We start from the raw sequence: 17,398 nt of genomic DNA, 5'->3' as shown, positions 1-17,398 counted from the left end.
GGGCGGTCTTGCCCGTGCCGTGCGGCAGCATGACGGTGCCGCGCACCATCTGGTCTGCCTTGCGAGGGTCGACGGCCAGCTTGAGCGCGACCTCGACGGTCGAGTCGAACTTGGCCGAGCCGGTCTGCTTCGCGAGCGCGACCGCCTCGGTGGGCGTGTAGAACTTGTCAGCCGCGATCTTCGCGGCGGCGGCCTGGTAGGCCTTGGACTTGGTAGCCATGGTCGTTATCTCCCTCAGTCCTCGACCGTGATGCCCATGGAGCGGGCGGTGCCGGCGATGATCTTCGAGGCGGCCTCGATGTCATTCGCATTCAGGTCGGGCTGCTTGACCTCGGCGATCTCGCGCACCTGAGCCTTGGTGAGCTTGGCCACCTTCGTCGTGTGCGGCGTCGGCGAGCCCTTGGCGACGCCTGCCGCCTTCTTGATCAGCTCAGCCGCCGGGGGCGTCTTGAGGATGAACGTGAAGCTGCGGTCCTCGTAGACGGTGATCTCGACGGGGATGACGTTGCCGCGCTGAGCCTCGGTGGCGGCGTTGTACGCCTTGCAGAACTCCATGATGTTGACGCCGTGCTGACCGAGCGCAGGCCCGATCGGCGGCGCCGGGTTGGCTGCGCCGGCCTTGATCTGGAGCTTGATCAGGCCGGTCACCTTCTTCTTGGGTGCCATTTTCCTTTTCCTTTCATCGAGCGGATGCCGGAGCGATCCGTCTCTCCCGCACACCCGGCATCTCCGAGCAGCGGTTTTCCCGGGGTCCGACCCCGGGAAGTCTTTACAGCTTGGTGACCTGATCGAAGCTGAGCTCGACCGGAGTCTCGCGCTCGAAGAGCGAGACGAGGACGGTGAGCTTGCCGCTCTCGGGCTTGATCTCGCTGATCGTGCCGGGCAGGCCCGCGAACGAGCCTTCCTTGATCGTGATGGTCTCGCCGACCTCGAAGTCGACCTCGGCCGGGATGCTGCGCGCGACGGCGTGGCCGCCCTTTGTGGTCGCGCCCTTGGCCGGTGCGACTTCCTTGACCTCGACGAGACTCTTGAGCATGTTGAAGGACTCTTCGAAGCGCAGCGGGGTCGGGTTGTGCGCGTTGCCCACGAAGCCGGTCACGCCGGGCGTGTGACGCACGACCGACCAGGTGTCTTCGTTGAGCTCCATGCGCACGAGCACGTACCCGGGGATCCGGACGCGCGTGACCATCTTGCGCTGACCGTTCTTGATCTCGACGACGTCCTCCATCGGGACCTCGATCTGATAGATGTCCTCTTCGACCTCGAGCGTCGACTTGCGCTGCTCGATGTTGGCCTTCACCTTGCGCTCGAAGCCCGCGTAGGAGTGGATGACGTACCACTTTCCCGGCAGGCTGCGCAGCTCGGCGCGGAACGCCTCGTACGGGTCCTCTTCGGCGTCCTCATCGAGGACGGGCGCGTCCTCGTCGCCGTTGATGTCGGGACCGTCGTACGGGGTCACGTCGTCGGCGTGCACGGCGGCGTAGGCGGCGACCTCGTCGGCAAGCGAGTCGGTGAGCACCTCGGCGGCGGCTTCGGCCTCTTCGGCCTTGTCGATGTTCAGGGCGTCGTTCACGATCGCGTCCGCCTCCGGGTCGTCGATGTCGATGTCGTCGAGATCCTCGACGCCGTCGCCTTGCTGGTCGACGATGTGCACGGCGAGGTGCTCGGCGGGCGTGTTCGCGCGGTCCTCCTCGGCGAGGATGTTGCCCTCCTGGGCTTCGTCGTCCTCCGAGGACTGCTCGGCTGCGGTCGCCCAGTCGGCGTCATCGACATATCTTTCAGACAATTGCGTTCTCTTCCATTTCGGGGGCGCCGGATCCGAGGATCCGCCCCGCGGTGCAACTCAGGGGGTCAGGCGGGAACGCCGAAGACGACGGTCGTCACCCAGACGAACAGCAGATCGAGGCCGTAGACCAGCGCCATCATCACGATGACGAATCCGAGGACGACGCCGGTGTACTTGATCAGCTCCTGCCGGGTCGGTGTGACGACCTTGCGGAGCTCTGCGAGCACCTGACGGATGAACAAGGCGATGCGCGCGAAGACGTTGGGCTTCTTGGCGCGGGGTGCGCCGCTACCTGCGACGACCTCGCCTTGCGGCTCGTCTTGGACCATCGAACCCACCTGATTACCTTCCATGTGTCAGCTTCGGCTGACGCGCAGGGCGGACAGGAATCGAACCTGCAACCTGCGGTTTTGGAGACCGCTGCTCTGCCAATTGAGCTACCGCCCTAGAGGCCGGCGGCCCCGGGATGCCCACAGTCTTCCACCGCAACCTGTATGAGAGGGAGCTGGCCCGAACGCCGGGCACGGCAAAAGAATGCAGACTTCGACTGCATGTTCCAGTGTACGGCATGGGCTGGATGCGGTCGAACTGGGTCCCGGGCCCGCCATCCTCGGATGAGGCTCACCCAGGTGGGCCCGCCGAAGCTCAGGCTCCGACGCGGACGAGCTTCTTGTTGACGAACTCGTCGGCGGCGAGCAGGCCCATCTCGCGCCCCGTACCGGAGCGCTTGACCCCGCCGAAGGGAAGCTCGGGGCTGTCGGCCAGCACGAGGTTGACGTACACCATGCCCGCGTCGATCTTTTCGGCCACGCGCTCGGCCTGGGCCTCGTCGGTGGTGAAGACATACGAGCCGAGTCCGAACGGGGTGTCGTTGGCGACCTTGACCGCCTCGTCCTCGTCGGCGACGCGGTACACGACGCCCACCGGACCGAAGAACTCCTCGCGGTACGCGTCCATCTCGGGCGTCACGTCAGTGAGCACCGTGCCCGGGTAGAACGCGCCGTCGCGCGTGCCGCCGGCGACGAGCGTCGCGCCCTGCGCGACCGCCTTGTCGACCTGGGCGGCGAGTCGTTCGGCAGCCAGCTCCGACGAGAGCGGACCCAGCACGGTGTCGTCCGCGAACGGGTCGCCGAGCTTCGCACCGGTCATGAGCGCGGTGAACTTCTCGAGGAACGGCTCGTACAGGTCATCGGCCACGATGAAGCGCTTCGCGGCATTGCATGACTGCCCGGTGTTGTCGAGGCGCGCATCAGCGGCCGCCTGCGCCGCCCCGTCGAGGTCGTCGGTGGACAGCAGGATGAAGGGGTCGGATCCGCCGAGTTCGAGCACGACCTTCTTGAGGTTGCGTCCGGCGACCTCGGCCACGGCTGAGCCGGCCCGCTCCGAGCCCGTGACCGAGACACCCTGCACGCGCGGGTCGGCGATCACCGCAGCGGACTGGTCGTGGGTGAGGTACAGGTTCGTGTAGGCCCCTTCGGGGAACCCGGCATCGCGGTAGATCGTCTCGATGGCGGCCGAGGACTCGGGGCACTGCGGCGCGTGCTTGAGCAGGATCGGGTTGCCGATCAGGAGGTTCGGCGCGGCGAAGCGGGCGACCTGGTAGTACGGGAAGTTCCACGGCATGATGCCCAGCAGCACCCCGAGCGGCGAACGGCGGATGACCGCGGTCCCCTCGGCCAGGATGTCGATCGGCTGGTCCGCCATGATCTTCTCGGCATTGTCGGCGTAGAACTCGGTGATGTCTGCCGCGAAGTCGACCTCGCCGACGGCGGCCGCGAGCGGCTTGCCCATCTCTCGCACGATCGTGGCCGCCAACTCGTCGCGGCGTTCCCGGTGCAGCTCGGCGACGCGACGCAGCAGCGCTGCGCGCTCGGCGACGCCGGAGGTGAGCGCCCAGCCCTTGGCGGCGGCGTACGCCACCGCGAGCGCCTGCTCGAGCTCGGCATCCGTCGCGAGGGGGTATTCGGCGAGCGTCTCGCCCGTGGCCGGGTTGACGACCTTGTAGTCACTCATGCTGTCTCCGTTCGCTGAAGGGTGGGGGTGCCGGTCACCGGCGCGCGCGGCGCAGGCTGGCGGGTGCGTCGAGGGAAAGTGTCTCGCCGAGGAAGTAGGCGGGCCTCTTGATCCTCTGCCAGATCATGATGACGATACCGAGGCCGATGATGCCGACACCGAGGACGAACACACTGCCGAGGCCGAACCATTCCGTGCCACTGCCGTAGCCGGGGTCCATGCTCTCGACCAGCGTGATCACGAACAGGGCCGCGAGGATGATGCCGCCGATCAGCGGGAACAGCAGCGTGAAGAACACGTTTCGCGCCGAGTCGAACCACTGCTTGCGGAAGTACCACACGCACGCGAAAGCCGTGATGCCGTAGTAGAAGCAGATCATCATGCCGAGCGTGGTGATCGTGTCCCACAAGACGTTCTCATTGACGAACCTCATGATCGTGTAGAACACCGACGCCACGATCGCCGAGACGATCGTCGCAAAGCCGGGTGTGAAGAACCGGGGGCTGACCTCCGCGAATCGCGGCGGCAGCGCCCCGTAGTGCCCCATCGCGAGCAGGGTGCGCGCGGGCGAGACGAACGTCGACTGGAGCGAGGATGCCGAGCTGGTGAGCACCGCGAGCGAGACCAAGAATGCGAACGGTCCCAGGACCGGCCCGGAGAGGAAGAAGAACACGTTCGCCTGTATGTCTTCGTTCCCGAGCCCCAGCCCTGCGGCGCCGGTTCCGGCGTAGGCGAGCAGCGACACCGAGATCAGGAGGTACAGCACGACGATCGTGATGACCGTGAGGGTCGCCGCACGACCCGGGGTCTTCTCCGGGTTCTTGGTCTCCTCGTTCATCGTGAGGGTGACGTCCCACCCCCAGAAGATGAAGATCGACAGGGACAGGCCCGCCACGACAGCAGAGAGGGAGCCGACCGCGAACGGGTTGAACCACGACAGCTCGACGGGGCTCGCGTCGAACGCGTTGCCCTGGGCGACGTGGACGAACGCGGCGACCGAGAAGATCACGAGCACGAGCACCTGGAATGTGACCAGCACGTACTGCAGCTTCTGGGTGGTCTGCATGTCGCGGTAGGAGATCGCCGTCGCACCCAGCATGAAGAGCAGGCACACTGCGACGTTGATGAACGGGTTGAAGGCCAGCTCCGCGATCGTGCCGGGACTCCCGGCGATCTGATCGATCAGGAGGAACAGGAACTCCACGGCGATGCCGGCGAGGTTCGAGAGCACCAGGATCGTGGCGGCGATCAGACCCCACCCCGCCATCCAGCCGACCCAGGGGCCGAACGCGCGAGCCGCCCAGGTGAAGGACGTGCCCGAGTCGGGCATCTGCCGGTTGAGTTCGCGGTAGCCGAATGCGACCAGCAGCATCGGAATGAATCCGACGAGGATGATCGCGGGCACCTGGAATCCGACCTCCGACACGGTCGGTCCGAGTGCGGCCGTCAGCGTATAGGCCGGGGCGATGCACGAGATGCCGATCACGACGGCGCCGATCAGGCCGACCGTGCCGGCGCTGAGTCCCTTGGTCGACAGTCCGGTGGGGGCTCCCTTCTCACCGACGGGGGCGAGCGGCGCCGCAGCGCCCCTGTGATCGCTCATCGCGTCTCTCCTTTCGAGGCGCGCGTGCGCGGCACCACGATCATGGGAACAGGCAATTCATGGAGCATCTTGGCCGCAGTCGAGCCGAGGAACAAGCGACGGGGCTGTGCGAGCCGGCTCGAGCCGACGATCGCGAGTTCGCCGGGCTCCCAGCTCAGGTGCTGCACCGCGTCCTCAATGCTCTCGCCGCGACCCACGACGACCTCGGCGTCGCTCTGGTCCGACAAGCCGGCACGGGCCTGAGCGAGCACCTGATCGGCGTGTGCGGCACCGGCCACCCGGATGATGCCCGTATCGACGGTGGGCGGAAGGTCGACGGTCACCAGCGAGAGCAGTCGCAGCTCTGCGCCGGTCGCCGCGGCGAGCGAGGTGGCCTCCTCCAGCAGCGCATCCGCACCCGGCCGTGTGCCGATCGCCGCGGTGATGCGGGTCACGCCGGTGGCGGGGTCGATGCGCCGCGAGCCCTCCGGCGCGAGCACGACGGGCACGTGGGATGAGTGCAGCAGTTCGGTCGCGACCGATCCGAGCCGGTGTCGGCCCCGGATCCCGCCGTTGGCGGCGCCCACGACGATGTGCGACGCGCCGAACTCGTCGGCGGCTGCCACGAGGCCCTCGGCGAACGAGTCGGCGAACCGCACGTTGGTGCGGTAGGCGACCGTGTGCGGAATATGGGCGGTGGCCGATTCCAGCCAGGAGTCCGCCAACCCGCGCAGGTAGCGGTCGTAGCTCGCGTCGGGCGGCGTGATGACACTGCGGTCATCGGCGGGCAGGACGACGACGACGTCGAGTTCCGAGCCGGATGCCGCAGCCAGGCGCGCACCGAGCGCGACGGCATCCTCTCCCGCTTCAGTGGCCGTGTAGCCGGCGACGATGCTGACGCTCACGCGCGGGCCTCCTCGATGATCTGGGAAGCGACGAGCCGGCCCATCCGGATCGCGCCGTCGACGTGCTGGTAGCCGGCGCCGGCCAGATCGCTGCAGGCGAAGCTGATCGGTCCGACGGGCTCGCGCAGGTCGGCGCCGTAGCGGTGGAGGCCCCCGAGGTCGAAGCTCGCGGCGTAGGCCCCGCGGGTCCACTCCTCACTGCCCCAGTCGCTTTCGTAGTACACGATCGGGTTCTTCGCATCGGGTCCGTAGTAGTGCGACAGCGACTCGAGGATGCGCTCCTTGCGCTCCTGCGCCGAGACGCGGAACACGTCGTCGGCGCGCTGATCCGAGACGAAGCCGACCAGCGTGCCACGCTCATCGCCGTGGTTGGTGTTGTCGTACGCCTCGTGCGAGAGCTCGTACGGGCTGAACGCGGTGCCGGACAGGCCCTGCTCGCGCCAGAACGGCCGGTCGTACACGGCATGGACCTTGATCACGAAGCCCATCGAGATGTGCTGATGCATCTGGTGCTGCAGGCGTGGCAGGGCGGGTACGAACGAGATGCGCGTGTACAGGTTCGGGGCCAGCGCCAGGATCGCGAACCTGGCGCGTACGGTCATCCCGTCGGCGACGGCGGTGACGCCTTCCTCTCCCCACTCGAGCGTGCGCACCGGCTGGCCGAGGAAGACGTCTCCGCCGAGCCGCTCGGCCAGCAGAAGCGGAACCTGCTGCAGTCCGCCGACGACTCGCTTGTCGAGGATGAAGTCGGCATCGACGAGGTGGGAGTAGGAACCGGCGGATGCCGCCATCAGAAGAGACTGCAGCAGCGAGAACGCGTGCACCGGCTTGGTCAGCATGGCCGAACCCGTGGCGAACGCGAGGTTTCGGGCGGCCTCGTCGTCGTCGGTCTGCGCGCGCAGCCAGGCATCCCACGAGATCGAGTCCCACTCGGCCGCGTTCTGGTGGGCCCAGGGACGGTCGGGGTCGATCTCGGCCACCATCGCGTCGAGCCGGTCCGTGATCTCTGCGATCGCGCGCTCGGTCTCAGCCGAGACGGGGAACATCTCACCCGTGAAGCGCCGGGTGACGCCGTCGGGGCCGATGTAGACGCTGTCGCCCTCGCGGTACCGGCTGAACGTCTCGAGGCCGAGGTCGGCCACGGTGTCGATCAGGGCGTCCTGGTCGGGAGAGACCCACTGTCCGCCGATCTCGAGCATCGCGCCGTCGATGACGTCGGTGTGCAGGCGCCCGCCGACACGGTCGCGCGCCTCGAGCACGGCCACCGAGAACCCCGCCTTCTTGAGCTCGTTGGCAGCTGTCAGCCCGGCGGCGCCCGCTCCCACGATCACGACATCACGGTTCAGCCCGACCATGCCGGCTCCTTTGCTCGATATGCGGGGAGAATGCAGCCCGCGCCGGTCCCGGCTCCCCCGACCGGGTTCTGCGCGGATGACTCATGCAGCGCTCAGCGCGGCGGCGACGACGTCCAGGCCTTCGCGGAGCAGATCGTCGGAGATCGAGAGCGGCGGGAGGAAGCGGATCACGTTGCCGTACGTGCCGCAGGTGAGCACGATGACGCCTTGGGCGATGCACGCCGTCGCGACAGCCGCGGTGAGGCCGGCATCCGGCTCGCCCGTCGCCGGATCGACGAACTCGGCGGCGACCATCGCGCCACGCCCGCGGATGTCGCCCAGGCGCGGATCCGCGGCCTGGATCTCGGCGAGGCGCTCGATCAGGACCGCGCCGAGCTCGTTCGCACGCTCGATGAGTCCGTCGTTCTCGAACGCGTCGATCGCGGCGATCGCCGCCGCGCATGCGATGGGGTTCCCTCCGTACGTGCCGCCGAGTCCGCCGGCATGCGAGGCGTCCATGATCTCGGAGCGACCGGTCACGGCGGCCAGCGGAAGGCCCCCGGCGATGCCCTTTGCGGTCGTGATCAGGTCGGGCACGATGCCGAAGCGCTCACTCGCGAACATCGCGCCCGTGCGGGCGAAGCCGGTCTGCACCTCGTCGGCGATGAAGACGACGTCGTTCGCCCGGCACCAGTCCACGAGCGCCGGAAGGAAGCCGTCGGCGGGGACGATGAAGCCGCCTTCGCCCTGTATCGGCTCGATGATGATCGCGGCGAGGTTGTCGGCGCCGACCTGCTTCTCCATGATCGAGATGGCCTTCCTGGCGGCGTCCGGCCCGCTGAGTCCGTCGCGGAAGGGATACGACATCGGGGCGCGGTACACCTCGGACGCGAACGGCCCGAAGCCGCTCTTGTAGGGCATGCTCTTCGCGGTCAGCGCCATCGTCAGGTTCGTGCGGCCGTGATACCCGTGGTCGAAAGCGACGACCGCCTGCTTCCTGGTGTACTTGCGGGCGATCTTCACCGCGTTCTCGACGGCTTCGGCGCCGGAGTTGAACAGCGCGCTCTTCTTCGCGTGATCGCCGGGGGTGATGCGGTTCAGCGCCTCGGCGACGGCGACGTACGACTCGTAGGGCGAGATCATGAAGCAGGTGTGCGTGAACTGCGCGACCTGCGCCTGCACGGCCGCAACGACTTCGGGGTGAGCGTTGCCGACGGTTGTCACCGCGATGCCCGCGCCGAGGTCGATCAGCGAGTTGCCGTCGGCATCCACGACGACTCCCCCACCGGCGGCGACGGCCTGGATCGGCACGGTGTGCCCGACTCCCGCGGCGACCGCCTCCGCCTTGCGGGCGAGCAGCTGCTGCGAGCGCGGCCCGGGGATGCTCGTGAGCATCCGTCGCTCCTGCGGCAGAGTGGGGCCGCCGAGCGGTGCGGGGGCGGTTGCGTGCAGCGTGGCGGATTCAGTCGTGCTCATGGTCGCGAGCGTAGGGGCAGGATGCCGCTCCCGCACGTGCCGCGATGTACATTCTGGGGATGGCAACAGTACTTCCCGTACATCGATCGGAGACCGGCATGGTGACTACGGCCGACGCACCCACCCTGCGCGCACTGCTCGGTCGACGCGATCTGCACCTGCGCCTCGAGGGTGAGCCCGCGGACCTCGGCGAGGGAGCGCTGGACACCCCGATCCGCTGGGTGCACAGCTCCGACCTCGCCGACCCCACCCCGTTCCTCTCGGAGGGTCTGGCACTTCTGACCACCGGCACGCAGTTCGAGGGCGCCGAGGACGATCCCGCCATGTACCGCGCGTACGTGCGGCGTCTGTCCGCCCGGGGAGTGGTCGGGCTCGGCTTCGGGACCGAGGTCGTGCGGGACGGCATCCCCCCGGTACTGGCCGCGGCATGCCGGGACGAGCGGATGCCGCTGTTCGAAGTCCCGTATCGAACGCCGTTCATCGCGGTCGCCCGCGCCGGTGCCGAGGCGATCGCCGCGCAGTCGTACGCCCGGCGCAGCTGGGCGCTCGCCGCGCAGCGCGCCATCTCGCTCGCCGCCCTGCGACCTGACGGGCTCGGCGCCACGATCGCGGAACTGGCCCGTCAGCTCGACGCGTGGGTCGGCATGTACGACGCCGCGGGCACGCTGACGCGCGAGCATCCGTCCTCCCTCGATTCGGCGGTCGCCGACGAGCTGCGCGCGGAAGTCGGGGGCGTGCTGCGCAGAGGCGCCCGCGCCGCCTCGTCGATGCGGATCGGCGGCACGCCCTTCACCCTGCAGACCCTGGGTCGCGGTGGCCACCTGCGCGGGGTGATCGCGATGTCGGCCGGCGACCTCGACCAGGAGGGTCGCGGCGTCGTCACCGCCGTCGTGGCGATGGCCGGGCTGGCACTCGAGCAGCAGCAGGGTCTCGACCGCGCACGCACGCTGCTGCGCGCGGGCCTGGTGCACTCGCTGCTCGGCAACGACGCCGCTCTCGTCCGCCGCGTCGCCCGCGACCTTTGGGGCGGGCTGCCGGCGGCACCGCTGCTGCTGGCGATGACGAATGCGGCCGTCGGACGACGAGACGACGTTCGGGAATGGCTCGAACTGCGCGCCGACGAGCGCCGCGGCGGGCTGTTCTTCGGGCGCGGCGACGACGGCCTCGTGCTCGTGGTCGCCGCTTCGGACGCGGCTCTGCTCGACGAGTTCGCGGAACGCTTCGACGAGCGTCTCGGCGTCTCGGATCCGGTCGGGTACGACGCGTTCGCGACCGGGACCGACCAGGCTCAGCTCGCTCGCGACCGGGGCGGCCCGCGGGTCAGTCATTTCGCCGACATCGCCCGCACCGGCGTGCTGTCGCTCCCCCCGTCGCCCGAGGCCCGGACCGTGGCTGCGGCCGTGCTCGCCCCACTGATGCGACACGACCGGGATCACGGCACTGCGCTGCTCGAGACGGTCGGGGTGTGGCTCGCGAACGACTGTTCGCACGAGGCCACCGCCCGCGCCATAGGGGTGCACCGGCATACCGTCCGAGCGCGTGTCGCGGCTGCCGAGCGCGCGCTCGAAGTCGACCTCGGCTCCTTCGCCGCGCGGGCCGAGGTCTGGGCCGCGCTGCGCCTGTCCTCCGGATCCGCGACGTGACGGCGGGCGGCGCCGTCTCGTTCTGGTGGGCGCGGCTCGGTGGTGCTCCGTCACCGCGACCGCCGCTGCCGGGTTCGCTCGATGTCGATGTCTGCATCGCCGGCGCGGGCTACACCGGACTGTGGACCGCGTACCACCTGGGGCGCGCCCAGCCCGACACGCGTATCGCGGTGCTCGCGCGGCGCTGAGGGGCGGCATCCGCCCGGCCCGAGTTCAGCGCGGGGCGTGGGCCTCGAGGAACTCGTACACGTCGGTCGTGTCGACGCCCGGGAACGCGCCGGTCGGCAGCGTCGCAAGCAAGGTGCGCGGGGTTCGCACGTTGGGCCACGAGTTCTCGCGCCAGGCTGCCTCGAGGTCGGCCGGAGCGCGGCGGCAGCACACCTCGACGGAGTGCTTCGACACACCATGGTTCTGCGTGTCGCGGCCCAGGAACCACTTCGTGTCGTCGAACCGCACGCCCACGCTCACCGAGTGCGCGCCCTCGCTCGAGAGCTCCACACGAGCGGTGCACCAGTAGGTTCCGTTGCCGGTGTCGGTGTACTGGTAGTACGGGTTGAAGTGGTCGTCCTCGTCGAACACCACCCGCGAGGTCCACTTGCGGCAGCACATCTGCCCTTCGATCGACCCGAGGCGATCCGTCGGGAAGTTCACGTCGTCGTTCTCGTACGCCTTCGTGATCGTGCCCGACTCGTGCACCTTGAGGAAGTGCACCGGAATGCCCAGGTGCACGGTCGCGAGATTCGTGAACCGGTGCGCGGCAGTCTCGTACGAGACCGAGTACGCATCGCGCAGATCCTCGATCGAGATCGCACGACGGCCCTTGGCCTCCTGCAGGAATGGAACGGCGTGCGCTTCGGGGATCAGCAGGGCACCGGTGAGGTAGTTCGTCTCGACGCGCTGGCGCAGGAATTCCGCGTAGCTGGTGGGCTCAGTGTGCCCGAGGATCCGGCTCGAGAGCGCCTGAAGCACCGACGTGCGCGGGTCACCCTTCGCCGCGAGCGTGCTCGAGAGATACAGCCGCCCGTTCTTGATGTCGGCCACGCTGCGGGTGGTCTGCGGCAGGTCGGGAACGTAGTGCAGGGTGAACCCCAGATGGGCGGCGATGTCGGATGCCGTCCGCTGGGTCAGTGGACCACCGGGGTGGCCGACCGCGTCACGCAGACGTCGTGCCTGTTCCTCGAGTTCGGGAAAGTGGTTGTTCTGCGTCCGCATGAGGCGCCGCAGCGCGACATTGGCGCGTCGGGCCTCTTCGGGGGTCGCCGCGCGCTCGTCTCGCAGACGCTCGATCTCGCCCTGCAGGGCGAGCATCGCCTTCAGCGCCTCGTTCGGCACGGTCTTGCCGACGCGAAACGGCGGAATCCCGAGAGCCTGGAAGGTCTGTCCGCGCATCGCCCGTTCGAGCGAGATCTCGAGCGTCGCTCGTTCGTCGAGCGGTTCCGACTCCAGCAGTGCATCCAGCGATGACCCGAGCGCCCGCGCGATCGCCTGCAGCAGGGTGAGCTTCGGCTCGCGCCGGCCGTTCTCGATCATCGACAGCTGGCTCGGCGCGCGGTCGACTGCTGTGGCGAGGTCTTCGAGCGTCATACCGCGGTCGGTGCGCAGCTGCCGGATGCGTCGGCCGATCGTGAGCGAGTCCACATGCTCATCTTCCGGAAGGGTGCTCACGGCGACGCTCTCGATCGGGGTGCTCATTGGTCCATTCTGTCACGAAAACGGAACTTTGATGAATCTTCACACGCGGTATGGTGAGTTCGGGGGGTTGAACTTCACGCAGAATAGAAGCACGACAACCACCGATCGATCCAGAACGCGGATCACGGAATGCCCGAACCCGGCCCACACGCCGAGTCGGAAGCATCCCCCAGACACCCACGAACCCGCTCACAGGAAGACAGGGACATGACACCTGCATCCGCCGACCCGATGCGTACGCGCACGGGGCCCATCGCCACTCAGGCCGCCGAACCGTCGATCGAGGTCGTCGGACGCATGGGTCCTCGCTATGACGAGATCCTCACGCCCGAGGCCCTCACGTTCCTCACGGAGCTGCACCAGCGGTTCGGGGCCCGCAGACACGACCGGCTCGCCGACCGCATGCGCCGTCGCTTCGAAATCGGCAACGGCCACGACCCTCGCTTCCGCGACGACACCGCACACATCCGGGAGGATGCCGAGTGGAAGGTCGCCGGGGCGGGTCCGGGTCTGGAAGACCGCCGCGTCGAGATCACAGGCCCCACCGACCCGAAGATGACGATCAACGCCCTCAACTCGGGGGCACGGGTGTGGCTCGCCGACCAGGAGGACGCCACCTCCCCCACATGGAAGAACGTCATCGAGGGGCAGCTGTCGCTGCGTGACGCGATCCGCGGAGAGCTTTCGTTCACCAGCCCCGGTACTGGATCAGAACCTGGCAAGACCTACGAGGTCACCGCTGAGCGCACCCCCACGATCGTGATGCGACCCCGCGGCTGGCACCTGAGCGAAGCCCACCTGCAGTTCACCGACCGCGCGGGCCGCACGATGGCGACCTCCGGTTCGCTCGTGGACTACGGCCTGTATTTCTTCCACAACGCGAAGCAGCTGATCGCGAACGGCCGCGGCCCGTACTTCTACATCGCCAAGCTCGAATCGAGCGAAGAGGCGAAGCTGTGGGACGACGTCTTCACGTTCAGCGAGCAGTACATCGGCATCCCGCACGGCACCATCCGTGCGACGGTGCTCATCGAGACGCTGCCGGCCGCGTTCGAGATGGAAGAGATCCTCTTCGAGCTTCGCGACCACATCGCGGGCCTGAACGCGGGCCGCTGGGACTACATCTTCTCGATCATCAAGAACTACCGCGGACGCGGTGCGCGATTCGTGCTCCCCGACCGCAGCGAGGTCACGATGACCGTGCCGTTCATGCGGGCCTACACCGAACTGCTCGTGAAGACGTGCCACAAGCGCGGGGCTTTCGCGATCGGCGGCATGAGCGCGTTCATCCCGAACCGCCGCGACCCCGAGGTGACCCAGCGCGCGTTCGAGAAGGTCGCCGCCGACAAGAAGCGCGAGGCCGGCGACGGCTTCGACGGCACGTGGGTGGCACACCCCGACCTGATCCCGACGGCGATGGCGGAGTTCGACGCGGTGCTGGGCGACCGGCCGAACCAGGTCGACCGTCAGCGCGACGACGTGGAGGTGAAGGCATCCGATCTGCTCGACGTGCATATCGGTCGCCCCGTGACCGCCGCCGGCGTGCACGCCAACGTGTCGGTCGCTATCCGATACATCGAAGCGTGGCTGCGAGGAATCGGTGCGGTCGCGATCGACAATCTGATGGAAGATGCCGCGACCGCGGAGATCTCCCGCTCGCAGGTGTGGCAGTGGATCCACCAGGACCGCTCCACCGCTGAGGGCGACCTGATCACCCGCAAGTACATCGAAGACCTCATCACCAAGGTGCTGAGCGAGGTCGACCGCCGTGAGGGCGACCGGTTCGAGGACGCCGCGGAGATCTTCCGCGAGGTGGCCCTTGGCCAGGAGTTCCCGGCGTTTTTGACGCTGCCTGCCTACGCGAAGTTCCTCGTCGAGACCGACTAGCCGTATCCGCTGCGGCTCGCGCGAGCCGACCGAATATCCAACAAGGAAGAGAAATGACTCAGTATCAGGACGACATCGAAGCCATCCGGGCACTCAAGGAGCAGAACGGCTCCAGCTGGGATGCCATCAACCCCGAGTCCGTCGCCCGCATGCGGACGCAGAACCGTTTCAAGACGGGACTCGAGATCGCCCAGTACACGGCCGACATCATGCGCCGCGACATGGCCGAGTATGACGCAGACTCGTCGGTGTACACCCAGTCACTCGGGGTCTGGCACGGCTTCATCGGGCAGCAGAAGCTCATCTCGATCAAGAAGCACCTGAAGACCACGAACAAGCGCTATCTCTACCTGTCGGGCTGGATGGTCGCCGCACTCCGTTCGGAGTTCGGTCCCCTTCCCGACCAGTCGATGCACGAGAAGACGGCGGTGCCCGCCCTCGTCGAGGAGCTCTACACCTTCCTGCGTCAGGCAGACACTCGCGAGCTCGACCTGCTCTTCACGAAGCTGGACGACGCCCGGGCTGCCGGTGACGAGACGGCCGTGGAGTTCATCCAGTCGCAGATCGACAACTACGAGACCCACGTCGTGCCGATCATCGCCGACATCGACGCGGGCTTCGGCAACCCCGAGGCCACCTACCTCCTCGCCAAGAAGATGATCGAGGCGGGGGCGTGCGCCATCCAGATCGAGAACCAGGTGTCCGACGAGAAGCAGTGCGGCCACCAGGACGGCAAGGTCACGGTTCCGCACGAGGACTTCATCGCGAAGATCAACGCAGTGCGCTACGCGTTCCTCGAACTCGGGATCGACAACGGCATCATCGTCGCCCGCACCGACTCGCTGGGCGCCGGTCTCACGCAGAAGCTCGCCGTCACGAGCGAGCCCGGAGACCTGGGCGACCAGTACAACGCCTTCCTCGATGTCGAGGAGATCTCCGAGGCGGAGCTCGGTAACGGCGACGTCGTCATCAAGCGTGAGGGCAAGCTGCTGCGCCCGAAGCGTCTGCCCAGCAACCTGTACCAGTTCCGCGCCGGCACCGGAGAGGCCCGCTGCGTGCTCGACTGCATCACCTCGCTGCGCAATGGTGCCGACCTGCTGTGGATCGAGACCGAGAAGCCCCACGTGGAACAGATCGCCGGCATGGTCGATGAGATCCGCAAGGAGATCCCGAACGCGAAGCTCGTCTACAACAACAGCCCGTCGTTCAACTGGACGCTCAGCTTCCGCCAGCAGGCGTACGACCTGCTTGCTGAGCAGGGCAAGGACGTCTCGGCCTACGACCGCGCCGACCTCATGAACATCGACTACGACGACACCGAGCTGGCGCAGCTGGCGGACGAGAAGATCCGCTCGTTCCAGAAGGACGGCTCGGCGCGTGCCGGGATCTTCCACCACCTCATCACGCTGCCGACCTATCACACGGCCGCCCTTTCGACCGACGACCTGGCCAAGGGCTACTTCGGCGACGAGGGCATGCTCGCCTACGTGAAGGGCGTCCAGCGTCGCGAGATCCGAGAGGGCATCGCCACGGTCAAGCACCAGAACATGGCCGGCACCGACATCGGCGACAACCACAAGGAGTACTTCGCCGGCGACGCGGCCCTCAAGGCCGGCGGCCAGCACAACACGATGAACCAGTTCAACTGAGGAACCAGTTCACCTGAGCTCCCTCGCCAGGAAGGGGACCCCGGCTGTGCCGGGGTCCCCTTCCTGGCGTCTGCGCCCACGCCGAGTGACCCCGCGCGGCCGCACGAGCGACCAGGCGCTTGCCCCGACGCCCGCTCGGGCTCCTGAGCGGGCGACTACGCTCGTAGCCGTGACAGAACGCGCTCCACTCTCCCGCAGGCCACTCGTTCTCTCGAACAAGCTGAGTGCCATCGCCGAATCCGCGACCCTCAAGGTCGACGCGAAGGCCAAGGCACTGCAGGCCGCCGGAAGACCGGTGATCAGCTACGCGGCCGGCGAACCCGACTTCTCCACGCCTCAGTTCATCGTGGATGCCGCCGCTGCGGCGCTGCGCGACCCCGCGAACTACCGGTACACCCCGGCCGTGGGTCTGCCGGTGCTGCGCGAGGCCATCGCCACCAAGACGCTGCGCGACTCGGGACTCGAAGTCGAGGCATCCCAGATCGTGGTCACGAACGGCGGAAAGCAAGCCGTCTACCAGGCGTTCCAGGCGGTCGTGAACCCGGGCGACGAAGTGCTGCTGCCAGCCCCTTACTGGACGACCTATCCCGAGGCGATCGCACTGGCCGACGGGATCCCCGTCGAGGTCTTCGCCGGGGCCGACCAGGACTACAAGGTCACGGTCGAGCAGCTCGAGGCCGCCCGAACCGAGCGCACCACGGTGCTGGTGTTCGTGTCGCCCTCGAACCCGACCGGATCGGTGTACACGCCCGAGGAGACCACGGCGATCGGCGAGTGGGCGCTCGAGAACGGCATCTGGATCATCTCCGACGAGATCTACCAGAACCTGGTCTACGAAGGCGCGCGTGCGGTGTCGATCGTCGAGGCGGTGCCGGATGCGGCCGCCCAGACGATCCTCGTGAACGGCGTCGCGAAGACCTACGCGATGACCGGCTGGCGCGTGGGCTGGATGGTCGGACCCAAAGACGCGATCACGCTCGCAGCCAACCTGCAGTCGCACCTCTCCAGCAACGTGAACAACATCGCCCAGCGCGCGGCGCTGGCAGCGCTGACCGGCCCGCAGACCGAGCCCGAGGAGTTCCGCGTCGCCTTCGACCGGCGCCGCAGGCTCATCGTCGGCGAGCTGGCCAAGATCGACGGCGTCACGGTGCCGAACCCGCTCGGCGCGTTCTACGTGTACCCCGACGTACGGGGCCTGCTCGGCCGCGAGTGGCGCGGCAAGACGCCCACGACCTCGCTCGAACTGGCCGACCTGATCCTCGAAGAGGTCGAGGTCGCGGTGGTGCCGGGCGAGGCGTTCGGTCCGAGCGGTTACCTTCGACTCTCCTACGCGCTCGGCGACGAGCAGCTGCTCGAAGGCGTCCGGCGACTGCAGCATCTGTTCAGCGCCTGATTCCGTTCGCTTGTCGCCATCGACGATCCGGGCCCCGG

The 17,398-nt window shown here is 67.8% G+C and carries 14 protein-coding genes, 1 tRNA gene and 1 pseudogene; 5 read left to right on the top strand and 11 right to left on the bottom strand.

The features are described from left to right. The 10 genes and pseudogenes from QZV84_RS11065 to gabT all read right to left on the bottom strand — a co-directional run. A pseudogene (locus QZV84_RS11065) lies at nt 1-220 on the bottom strand (50S ribosomal protein L1); the annotation flags it as partial. A 14-nt stretch (nt 221-234) separates the two neighbouring features. After that, nucleotides 235-666 (bottom strand): 50S ribosomal protein L11, encoded by a 432-nt coding sequence (rplK, locus tag QZV84_RS11060; protein WP_036302113.1) that lies wholly within the window; start codon nt 664-666, stop codon nt 235-237. Between the two features lie 103 nt (nt 667-769). Continuing rightward, nucleotides 770-1,786 (bottom strand): transcription termination/antitermination protein NusG, encoded by a 1,017-nt coding sequence (gene nusG, locus QZV84_RS11055; RefSeq protein WP_292829393.1) that lies wholly within the window; start codon nt 1,784-1,786, stop codon nt 770-772. A 65-nt stretch (nt 1,787-1,851) separates the two neighbouring features. Next, the gene (gene secE, locus QZV84_RS11050) at nt 1,852-2,115 is read right to left on the bottom strand and encodes a preprotein translocase subunit SecE (protein ID WP_292829391.1); all 264 of its coding nucleotides are present in this window, start codon (nt 2,113-2,115) and stop codon (nt 1,852-1,854) included. A 45-nt stretch (nt 2,116-2,160) separates the two neighbouring features. Next, nucleotides 2,161-2,233, bottom strand: a tRNA-Trp gene (locus QZV84_RS11045). Between the two features lie 198 nt (nt 2,234-2,431). Then, nucleotides 2,432-3,799, bottom strand: coding sequence for an NAD-dependent succinate-semialdehyde dehydrogenase (locus QZV84_RS11040; protein WP_292829390.1), 1,368 nt, complete (start codon nt 3,797-3,799; stop codon nt 2,432-2,434). A 34-nt stretch (nt 3,800-3,833) separates the two neighbouring features. Further along, nucleotides 3,834-5,402, bottom strand: coding sequence for an APC family permease (locus QZV84_RS11035; protein ID WP_292829389.1), 1,569 nt, complete (start codon nt 5,400-5,402; stop codon nt 3,834-3,836). After that, the gene (locus QZV84_RS11030) at nt 5,399-6,286 is read right to left on the bottom strand and encodes a universal stress protein (protein WP_292829388.1); all 888 of its coding nucleotides are present in this window, start codon (nt 6,284-6,286) and stop codon (nt 5,399-5,401) included. Before QZV84_RS11030 ends, QZV84_RS11035 begins: the two co-directional genes overlap by 4 nt. Next, entirely contained in the window at nt 6,283-7,641 is a 1,359-nt protein-coding gene (locus tag QZV84_RS11025; RefSeq protein ID WP_292829386.1) for an NAD(P)/FAD-dependent oxidoreductase, read from the bottom strand. Before QZV84_RS11025 ends, QZV84_RS11030 begins: the two co-directional genes overlap by 4 nt. Before the next feature lie 81 nt (nt 7,642-7,722). After that, nucleotides 7,723-9,096, bottom strand: coding sequence for a 4-aminobutyrate--2-oxoglutarate transaminase (gene gabT / locus QZV84_RS11020; RefSeq protein WP_292829384.1), 1,374 nt, complete (start codon nt 9,094-9,096; stop codon nt 7,723-7,725). A 59-nt stretch (nt 9,097-9,155) separates the two neighbouring features. Here gabT and QZV84_RS11015 point away from each other — a divergent pair, with 59 nt between their 5' ends. Both QZV84_RS11015 and QZV84_RS11010 read left to right on the top strand, forming a co-directional pair. Further along, nucleotides 9,156-10,739 (top strand): PucR family transcriptional regulator ligand-binding domain-containing protein, encoded by a 1,584-nt coding sequence (locus tag QZV84_RS11015; RefSeq protein WP_292829382.1) that lies wholly within the window; start codon nt 9,156-9,158, stop codon nt 10,737-10,739. Further along, complete coding sequence (locus tag QZV84_RS11010) at nt 10,736-10,927, top strand: hypothetical protein (RefSeq protein ID WP_292829380.1); 192 nt, start codon at nt 10,736-10,738, stop codon at nt 10,925-10,927. The genes QZV84_RS11015 and QZV84_RS11010 overlap by 4 nt, the downstream gene beginning before the upstream one ends. A gap of 25 nt (nt 10,928-10,952) precedes the next feature. Here QZV84_RS11010 and QZV84_RS11005 read toward each other — a convergent pair whose 3' ends face one another. Further along, complete coding sequence (locus QZV84_RS11005; RefSeq protein WP_292829378.1) at nt 10,953-12,431, bottom strand: helix-turn-helix transcriptional regulator; 1,479 nt, start codon at nt 12,429-12,431, stop codon at nt 10,953-10,955. A gap of 231 nt (nt 12,432-12,662) precedes the next feature. On the opposite strand from QZV84_RS11005, the gene aceB reads away from it, so the two are divergent. The 3 genes from aceB to QZV84_RS10990 all read left to right on the top strand — a co-directional run bounded on the left by aceB (nt 12,663) and on the right by QZV84_RS10990 (nt 17,360). Further along, on the top strand, nt 12,663-14,318 hold the full coding sequence (gene aceB / locus QZV84_RS11000) for a malate synthase A (protein WP_292829397.1): 1,656 nt from the start codon (nt 12,663-12,665) through the stop codon (nt 14,316-14,318). Between the two features lie 53 nt (nt 14,319-14,371). After that, complete coding sequence (locus tag QZV84_RS10995) at nt 14,372-15,967, top strand: isocitrate lyase (protein WP_292829376.1); 1,596 nt, start codon at nt 14,372-14,374, stop codon at nt 15,965-15,967. A gap of 169 nt (nt 15,968-16,136) precedes the next feature. Then, nucleotides 16,137-17,360 carry a pyridoxal phosphate-dependent aminotransferase gene (locus tag QZV84_RS10990; RefSeq protein ID WP_292829374.1) on the top strand — a complete coding sequence of 408 codons (1,224 nt, stop codon included), beginning with the start codon at nt 16,137-16,139 and terminating at the stop codon, nt 17,358-17,360. Nucleotides 17,361-17,398: the final 38 nt, after the last annotated feature.

The organism is Microbacterium sp. (assembly GCF_011620715.1).
Classification (GTDB): Bacteria; Actinomycetota; Actinomycetes; order Actinomycetales; family Microbacteriaceae; genus Microbacterium.
The sequence above is the reverse complement of the archived record's forward strand: the minus strand, read 5'-3'. Positions and strand labels throughout refer to the sequence as shown.